General features: G+C 38.9%; 3 protein-coding genes. All 3 read right to left on the reverse strand.

Annotation, left to right across the window (positions count from 1 at the left end):
- On the reverse strand, positions 1–316 hold a 316-nt coding region (locus tag U9O96_05020), incomplete at its 3' end, for a cohesin domain-containing protein (GenBank protein ID MEA2054460.1).
- On the reverse strand, positions 313–2,823 hold the full coding sequence (locus tag U9O96_05025) for a PKD domain-containing protein (protein ID MEA2054461.1): 2,511 nt from the start codon (positions 2,821–2,823) through the stop codon (positions 313–315). The genes U9O96_05020 and U9O96_05025, both read right to left, overlap by 4 nt.
- Positions 2,820–6,591 (reverse strand): PKD domain-containing protein (locus tag U9O96_05030; protein MEA2054462.1); only part of this gene is annotated, 3,772 nt, incomplete at its 5' end. The genes U9O96_05030 and U9O96_05025, both read right to left, overlap by 4 nt.

Raw genomic sequence — 6,591 nt, forward strand, 5'->3', positions numbered from 1 at the left:
TTATTCCCTGTAAACCTGCATTCTGAACTACTCTGCAAATCCCTGTATCATTGTTTACTGAATAAATTAAAGGAATGTCTGTTCCATCTATGCTGCCGTTGTACATCTCCTCTATTTCGAAAAGCGAGGGATTGTAATGAATAGAATAATTGGCTGCACTGAAGCTAATCAGGTTCTGAGCCGTTACATCTACATAAAATTCATTTCCAACGACAACTATCGGGGGAGATAAGAGTGATATGGATGTCCCTTCCGCTGCCACAGCTAATGGGATAAAAAATGCGATAAAGGTTAGCAACAACACTATTTTTTTCATGTAAATCCCAAGATTTTATTTATTACGGCAACCATATCGTCATTGTCTACATCCTGATCTCCATCGGCATCTGCAGGATGGGGATAGACAGGCTCATTATCCATACCTTCCAGGATTCTCTCGATTTTTGTTATATCTAGGGCGTTTATGTTCCCATCCATGTTTGCATCCCCTCGCTTCCATACCATCACTTCTTTTTCTTTATGGAGAGTATTTCCATATACATCGATTATTGTTAAATTTACAGTATAACTTCCAGCTTTTTCATAAATATGTATTGTATTTTTTTCATAGTTTATGTTTCCATCTCCGAAGTCCCAGCTCCACTGCTCTATTTCTCCCGTTGATGTATCATTGAAGAAAGCCGTTTCACCCTCAAAAACAAAGGAATGGCTAAAGTTTGCTATCATTTGCTTAATGGTTGAGAAATAGTAAACATTGGACATGCTGCTGTTTTTTCTGTCGTTTGCAATCACATGCCAGCTATAATTTTTACCATAATCCAAATGCAGGGCAACACTCACAATTCCACTTTTCAAAATACCAGAATAAACGCTACTTTCATCCAAATAAAACGTAACATTCATCATATCCCCGTCTTCATCATAAACATTTGCTATCAGTGATGTCCCTATGTTAACTGTCGAGTTATTCCCAGGCGATAAAAGCGATACTATTGGCTCATGATTTTCTAATGAAAGGGTTGTGAAATTATTTGTCCCACCATATGAAATTCTTCCGTTGGCACCTACGGCTATAGCCTTGTAGTGGTAGTTTTCTCCGTCTTCGAGACCTTCAATGCTTGTATTGAATTTCCCAGTATTATTGATAATTTCAACAGGCGTTGAATGCTTTTCACCGTCCCAGTATTCAAACCACACATAGCAAAACGTGCTGCCCCCCAAGGAGGTTATATTTGCATGTAAAGTTGCATTATTATATGATTGATTAGCCGACAATGTTTCAATTGCAGGTGCTACTGGAAGGGAGAGCATTTTGAAGGATAAATTTGTGCCATAAGAAATTCCTTGGCTGTTGTTTATTACAGCCCTGTAGTAGTAAGTCGAGTTTTCTTTCAAACCAGTTATGACTTCCGTAAACATTCCTTTATTATTCACCTCTTTTTTCTGTGTTTGAGTTGCGTTTTTATCGCCATTTTCATTATATTCAAACCATACCTGACAGCTTTCATCTCCGCCCATGCTTGTTACATTCGCTTTGAGGACTACTGCATATTCTACTGAACCTGTCTCAACTTCCGCTTTTACTGCTGATGTAGTAAAAATTTTATCCGAGCCGTATGAAGTGCCTTTGCTGTTCTTTACAGCAGCCCTGAAATGGTATGTTTTTCCTGGCCCTAAATCATATATTTGGGCATCAAATTCAGCTGCACTGCCCAACGAGATGTTTGTAGTTGAACGCCCGTAAGAAGTCATCTCCCCATACTCAAACCACACACTGCAGTTCTCGTCGCCACCCAGATCCTTTAAATTTCCTCTGAGAATGGCAGAATTGCTGGTAACATTCTCTGCATCAAGCGTATTAACCGACGGAAGTACCACATGTGTCGTGAAGGCAGCATCATCTCCGCTTACATTTCCGGCGCTATTCTGGGCAACGACGCGGAAATGATAGGTAGTATCTAACTCCAGTCCAGAGATAGAGGAAGAAAAGGAAGAAGCAGATGTTTTGTTGTATTTATGCGTTTCGTGAGCATATTCCCACCACTTTTCGTGGGAAACATCGTCATAGACAAACCATACGTTGCAACTGTTTGCCCCCACCTTACTCAAATAGCCATTGAGGATGGCTGAATCATAGCCAATGCCGGTCGCAGCATTTGTTGTAACTTGCGGAAGAGTCGGACTGGTGTGAAATGTTTTATCTGCCCCATAGGCGGTTTTTCTGCTGTTCTTTGCCACAGCCCTGAAATGGTATGTACTGTCGGGCTGAAGCCCAGATATTGGTTCGAAAAAAGGTGTCGGGGAATACTTGGTTCCCTTTGCGGTTGTCTGCCCGTATGAAGTTGTTTTTCCATACTCAAACCAGACTTGGCAGCTTGTATCCTTTAAATCAGTCAGCTCGCCGTTCAATTTTGCCGAACCGCTTGTTATATCTGTTGCATCATTTGTTAAGACATCTGGCTTTCCTATCAATGAAAAACTTACATTTTTTGAAGGCTGTGCCACATTCAATGCAAATGTCTTTGCGTTATCTTCATTTTGATACGAGCAGTATATTTCTATACTATCTCCGTTTTCACAATTTCCCAGATTGGATAAATTTGCCTGATAATAGCCATTGCTTTGGGTGGATATGCTCATCTGCGTCGATTTAGTTACATCTTTTATGGTAACATCTATGCCCCCTGGAATAGCATTTCCATTCGAGTCCTTTATGTATCCGTATACAGGAAACGGCTGATCCAGAGTGTTTCCCACTTTCAATATGCTTGTTAAACTTACAAGCAACAACATTATCACCAACAGGCTTTTTATTTTCCTCATTTTTTCACCCCTATACTAAATTCACCACTACTTGAAACTCTCAAAACGACACAATCCCCAGGTTCAATAACAAAATCATAGGAAGGTGGAGAAATACCGACAACATAACTATCAAATGCTCCAATGCTGACATTCCATCTGCTTACCACACTGCCGGTTGGCATTATATCATTTCCTATTAAAGATGCAAGATCAGATGCTTTCGTTTCATTGATACAACTCCACACAACATTGTTCACAACATTTCTTTCGCTCTTAAAGAGATAAACAACCCTGTCAATGAGTTTAAACGCATACTCCACAAAAGGGCCGGATTGCGCCACCCGCACAACAATAGAATCATACGGATGAATAACAAAATCATAGGAAGGTGGAGAAATACCGACAACATAACTATCAAATGCTCCAATGCTGACATTCCATCTGCTTACCACACTGCCGGTTGGCATTATATCATTTCCTATTAAAGATGCAAGATCAGATGCTTTCGTTTCATTTCCAAGCCAGGGGATGTAATTCACCACATTGTTTTCATTTCTGAAAATCTGTATTTTTGTACCCACTCCCAAAATTTTTGAAATGCTGGCATTCTTGCTTCCATTAAAAATTGTCAGCGTAACATTATAATAATTTCCTATAGGATATATATGCAATGGATTTTGTTTATCACTTGTGCAGTTATCTCCAAAATTCCATTGCCACCTTTCCGCGTTTGATGAATTGTCTATAAAATTAATTTGCTCATCAGAAATTGGGCTTTCTGGGGTATAAGAAAAATTCGCAATCAGTGATAGCCCTAATGACACCATCTCGTATCTAATGGCAGTGCCGCCGTCATCATCAACAACGGTAAGAGATACACTATACACTCCCTCATGGCTGTAAAAATTGGTTGTGTTTTTGTCGTAACTTATGTTCCCGTCCCCAAATGACCATGTGTAATTAACAATAGAGCCGTCACCATCCGATGAGAGATCGGTGAAGTAGACAGTAAAACCGTTAATTTCATACGAAAAGTTGACAACCGGCGGGACATTTAAAATTGTAATATTCTTTTCAGTGAAACTAATTGCACCATCATTGTCCATGATGGTCAAATTTATGGTATAATTTCCGTTGAAAATGTATTGGTAAGATACATTGCAACCATAACCCATATTTCCGTCTCCGAATGACCAGGTATAATTTACGATATGCCCGTCCGGATCAGAGGAGCCAGAAGCATTGAACGTTACAACATCCAGGTCTGTTGGGCTTGACGGCGTGTATTCAAAACCAACTGTCGGAAAAATATTTCTGGCAATGACTTCTTTTGAGATTATATTGGTTGCCCCATCATCATCTTTTACAGTAAGCACAACGGTATATGTTCCGTCATCTGCGTATTGATATAACGGATTCTGCTCGTAGCTTATATTTCCATCGCCGAAATCCCACGTCCAGTTGACTAATATGCCGTCAACGTCGCTTGAATTATCTATAAATTGGATGGTATCCAAATCAGTTGGAGACGGTGGTGTATAAGAAAAATTTGCATCCGGGAAAAATGTTATGATAAATGCATTCTCATACAAATTCTTATTTCCGGCCGTATCATTTGCATGTATGGTCCAGTTATATGTGCCCAATCCGTCATAAGTTTTATTCAGATAATACATGCCCCAATTTTGCATTGCAAACTCCAAAATAGTCCCATTTGGATACTTAATTTCCATGTAAACTCGGTCTACTTCCATGTTATCTATTATAATGCATGATATGTTGATATTGTTACCGGGTTTCTGAATAGAAGGATTTACAGAAACATTCCGTATTTCTGGCGGTGTTGTATCAACAATACTAAAATTTTTTATTTCTGAAGTATTTCCGTAGTCGTTTATGTCCCTGGACCATACAAAGTAGGTATAATTTCCGAGAGAGAGATAAGTGTTGTTATAGTAATACGCCCCATTTCCCTTTCCATCTGTATTGTAGCCGTGCATGGTAAAGTTTCCGGTAGTGCCGTTTGTATAGGTAACGTTAATTCTGACTTCTTCCACCTCAACGTTATCTGTTACATTGCAGGAAATATTTACCCGCGAGCCGTATTGCTGCTCGGCTGGTGTTGATTGTACATTTGTTATCCTGGGAGGCTCTGCCGGAATGATTATTTTAAAGGTATGGATGGAAGTTATGTTCACGTTCCCGCTTGGGTCATCTGACCACACAAAATAGCTGTAGTTGCCTTCCTTATTGTACGGCACATCATAATACCATATTGAAGTGCCAGATGCATGATTCATACTTTCGTTGAATTTCACTCCAGAGTTATTATGATCAATACCTGTAACATTTATCACGGCTGTTGCAACTGAGACGTCGTCTTCAATTTTACAGGTAATATTTACATTGCCATAGATTTCCTGAGGATTTGGGTTTGCACTTAGGTTTTTTATATCGGGGGGACAAATATCCCTTATATGTATCTGTTTTGTGATATTGCTTTTGGCGTAATCATCGTCAGTAACGGTGAGTGTAATGTTAAATATGCCGTCTCTTGCATAGGCATGTATGGGATTGGCCTTCTCATAGGTACCGTTAATCCAGGTACCATCTCCAAAATCCCACTGCCAGATGTATATATTGCCGTCCGGGTCATGTGAACCGTCATTAAATTGAATTGTTTGTCCCACCGTCGCATTGGAAGGGCTGAAACTGAAATTTGCTATAGGAGGAACATTGGCAACTAATAATTCTATTTCCATACAATCCCATGCTCCATCATTGTCATAAACTGTCAGAGTTACATCATAGTTTCCGTCTGAACTATACTTATGATTCACTACAGTCTCATATGCAACGCTTCCATCTCCGAATGACCATGTGTAATTAACGATAGAGCCATCTGGATCATAGGAATTGGAAGCATCAAATGTTATTGTATCAAGATCTGTTGGATTTAAGGGGGTATAAGAAAAGTTTGCGATAGGGAAGAATGTAATCTTGAATGAATAGCTGGCAGATAAATTAGAATTATTGCTCTTATCTTCTGCCCGTATTGAATAATTGTACACCCCATTTTGGGAGAATGAACAATTTAAAAAGAAAATTTCTCCATTTCCGTTCATTGCATTGTTTAACACGCTTCCATTTGGACAAAAAATGTTAATTCCAACAGAATCAACTTCGTGATTATCCGTTATCATGCAGGAAATATTTATTGATCCGTTCACGTCCTGCAAAGCCGGATGAGCTGAAACATTTTTTATTTCAGGGGGAACAGTATCTTCTACACAAAATGTATAAGTTGAGGAAGAATTCTGATTTAAATTTATATCGCAAGCCCATATGTGATAGGAATAGATGCCCAATTCATGCGGAAAGAAATAATAATAATATATGCCATTCTTTCGTTCGTTTAAGTTATATCCCTGCATGGTGAAGTTGCCCATTGTGCTTCCACCCGGGTCTTTAATAATTGTTTTTACTTTTCCTACTTCAACATTGTCAGTAGCATTGCATGAAATATTTACACATTCGGATATTTCCTGTGTATTTGGGAATGCAGTAATGCTTGACACGACCGGGGGCTCTGGCTGAAGAGATACGGAAAATTGATAAACTGAGGAAACATTGCTGTTATTAAAAGAATCTATAGCCCATATAAAATAGGTGTAATCCCCATAAACATCATAATTTGCAGTATAGTAATATGTATTGCTTCCTGATATGTAATTCATGCTCATGTTTTTTATTGTGCTGTTTGGAAATGATATGTTTACCTTAACA

The organism is Candidatus Thermoplasmatota archaeon, assembly GCA_034660695.1.
In the GTDB taxonomy this organism is placed as follows: domain Archaea; phylum Thermoplasmatota; class E2; order UBA202; family DSCA01; genus JAYEJS01.